The 2268-nt window shown below is 56.7% G+C and carries 2 protein-coding genes and 1 pseudogene; 1 reads left to right on the forward strand and 2 read right to left on the reverse strand.

Annotated elements, in window-relative coordinates:
* Positions 1 to 166, forward strand: a pseudogene (locus AC5PZ0_RS28150) (hypothetical protein); the annotation flags it as partial.
* Positions 167 to 202: 36 nt separating this feature from the next.
* Here the strand turns inward: AC5PZ0_RS28150 and AC5PZ0_RS28155 are convergent.
* Together AC5PZ0_RS28155 and AC5PZ0_RS28160 are read right to left on the reverse strand one after the other, a co-directional pair.
* On the reverse strand, positions 203 to 994 hold the full coding sequence (locus AC5PZ0_RS28155) for an RHS repeat-associated core domain-containing protein (protein ID WP_493856194.1): 792 nt from the start codon (positions 992 to 994) through the stop codon (positions 203 to 205).
* A 331-nt stretch (positions 995 to 1325) separates the two neighbouring features.
* A complete protein-coding gene (locus tag AC5PZ0_RS28160) occupies positions 1326 to 2243 on the reverse strand; it encodes a 5-oxoprolinase subunit C family protein (RefSeq protein WP_493856195.1) in 918 nt (305 codons plus the stop codon).
* Positions 2244 to 2268: the final 25 nt, after the last annotated feature.

Below are 2268 nucleotides of genomic sequence, written 5' to 3' on the forward strand. Positions count from 1 at the left end.
GCGCTTCATGGAGAAATTCAAGAAGATCATTTGGATCAACCCGTACCCGAAGCAGGCGTGGGACTACACGGCGTCTACGCACCTGGTGCGGGATTTGATCGAGGACAAGATGTACCCGCTGACCTTGCAGGGGTTGGAGGATGGGATGCGGTATCTCTCCAAGTAAACACGTAGCCTGGCTGCGTCTCACCTGCATGCGCAGCTAAGGTGTGTAACGCTCATTCCAGAAGCCAGCGTGCCAATCCTTTTCGATCAACGGCTTGCCATCCCTTATGTTTGCAAGCCGTTCCTTGAAAATATGTATAACTTCTTCTTTGAGCTGACTATCCCCGACTTTTAGGGACTGACGTACCTCCGCGAACCTTTGGGAAGGAATACCGTTATCTGTCAGGTACATCACCATATCACCATCTAGTTTCGTCATTCCTTGACGAAAGCGTTTTTCGACAAATGCGCTTTGGACTGTGACTTTCCCTGTTATTCGTTTCAGCGCACGCTCTGTCATATTGATCATGATGGCGTCTGCCTGACCAGGGTAACGTTTGATCAAAGGTTCGAAATTTCCAGGAAGCAAGCGCTCAACCACAGGCCCGACATCACCGCTTTTGAAGCGAGCTTCAACGGCGTAACCGTTGAAGCCGCTGTCGATACCCAAGTTCGAGAAAGGTGCTTTTTCCCCCGCAGAAAAAATATTTCGGTGGAGCATTGAATTTGCCAAATGTGCCAATTTTACACGCGTGGCTCCTCGCCCGCTGGGATCAACTCTGTTTACCGGGTCTCCGGTACAGTAGGCATAGGCATTGATACCACCTTGGGCGAAGGGGCTTTCTGCATCTGCAGTGAAGAACCTCATCAACAGAGGGTCGTAGAACCGGTAACCGCGACCCAAGTGATAACCGCGCAGGTTTTCATCCAGATGTTCACCATTGAATGCCTGTGGATAGGCGGACTCGTGTCGGGAATGATCGCCATAAACCGAGTATGCTGCTTTCACGCCACCTGTTTGATACGCCCCCAGGACTGAGCGGGAACGGTCGACTGCGAGGCACAATATTTCAAGCTTGAAACTGGCAGAAGACCGGATAGCCAAAGGCACCGTATCGGTACCAAAGTATAAAATGCTCCCCGAGTCATGCAGCTCGCAGTGTCGTCGTTTTCCCGCATAGAAAAATGTTTTCTTAAAGATGAGCCACCTCCAGCAGTGGAGCATTGCCAAGCAATGAAGTGCAATGTTCGCCACATTGCAACGCGCCTACAACTGGCAAAATTAACAGCTCCGCGGTGGTTATTGCGACTGCACTGCGTTGATCTTTACCGGCTGCTCATCAGCACCAACGCTTCAGATAATCACTATGTGCCTGCCACGCGGTATCCTGCACGACCGCTTGAAACCTGACGACCGCCCCCGGCATACATTGCGCCAATTGCGCCAGCGCCAACGGCGTCAACGCCCCCAACCGCGGATACCCGCCAATGGTCTGCCGGTCATTGAGCAGCACGATCGGCTGCCCATCTGGCGGCACCTGCACCGCGCCCAGCGGAATCCCTTCGGAGATCATCGGCGCACCCTGGTAAACCAGCTGTGGCCCAAGCAATCGAATCCCCATGCGGTCTGCTCGGCTGTCCAAAGTCCAGTCACTGTTGAACGCTTCAAACAGGCTCATGCCGCTGAAGTCACCGATCTGCGCGCCCATCACCAGGTCGAGCACAGGCTTCGCCGAATACACAGGCCGCAACGCCCCAGGCACTTCGCGCAAGGCCGGGGATGAACCGGCAAATGTCAGCCCCTGACCTTTGCCAAGCGCGTCCCCTCGCCCATCGATGCCGCCAAGCTCTTCACGTACAACGGTGGCGCAACTGCCCAGCACTGCCTCGGCCTGGAACCCGCCAGGCGCAGCAAGATAAGCGCGTACGCCCTGCTTGGGCTGCCTCAACGTCAGCTGCTGGCCCTTGGCCAGGGTAAAGCTGCGCCAAGGCGCCAGGGGCTGATCCTCAACCCGCGCATCCAGGTCGGCGCCCGCCAAGGCCAGGACGCAATCCTGCTCCGCCACCACGCTGAATCCGCCCAACGCCACCTCGATCACTGGCGCACCCAGCGGGTTGCCCAGCAACCAGTTGGCCCAATTCATCGCCACCCAGTCCAGGGCCCCGCCCTGGGTCACGCCCAAGTGGCGCACGCCAAACCGCCCGGCATCCTGCAATTGGCACAGCGCGGTGCTGGCCTCGATCTTCAACTGCGTCATGCCTGCGCCTCCAGTGGGCTGTCAT

It is taken from the genome of Pseudomonas sp. 5.2, from assembly GCF_059025405.1.